At 72.8% G+C, this 460-nt stretch carries 1 protein-coding gene; it reads left to right on the forward strand.

Annotated elements, in window-relative coordinates:
* Positions 1–460: substrate-binding domain-containing protein (locus CCL05_RS47045; protein WP_483025087.1), on the forward strand; the 460-nt coding region annotated here is incomplete at both ends.

Here is a 460-nt window from a genome sequence, read left to right on the forward strand (position 1 = left end):
ACCGCACCCCGGCCCGCTGCCGCCCGGGCTCCCCGCCTGCCCAGCGGCTCCCCGAGCCCCGCAAGCTCACCATCGCGACGGGGACACTCGGCGCCGAGTACGTGGCACCCCTGCGAGTCGCCCTCGACAAGGGCGAGTTCGCCAAGGAGGGCCTCGACGTCACGCTGAAGGTGCTGCCGACGCCCGAGGCACTTCCGCTGCTGGCCAAGGGCGAGGTCGACGCGCTCTGGGCGGCCCCGGAGGCAGCCGTCATGAACGGCATCCGCGGGGGTTTCGCCATCCGCTGGGTCGCGGGGAACTTCTCGCCCGACCCGAAGTCCAAGAGCGGCCTGTGGGTCCGGCTGAAGGACGGCGAGACGGCGACCGCCGTCCGGATGGCCGACCGGAGGCTCGGCACGATGATCGGCAAGGGCTCCGTCATCGCCTACCCCATGGAACAGGCCCTGGAGCAGCACGGCGG

It is taken from the genome of Streptomyces africanus (assembly GCF_002150735.1).
Lineage (GTDB): Bacteria > Actinomycetota > Actinomycetes > Streptomycetales > Streptomycetaceae > Streptomyces > Streptomyces africanus.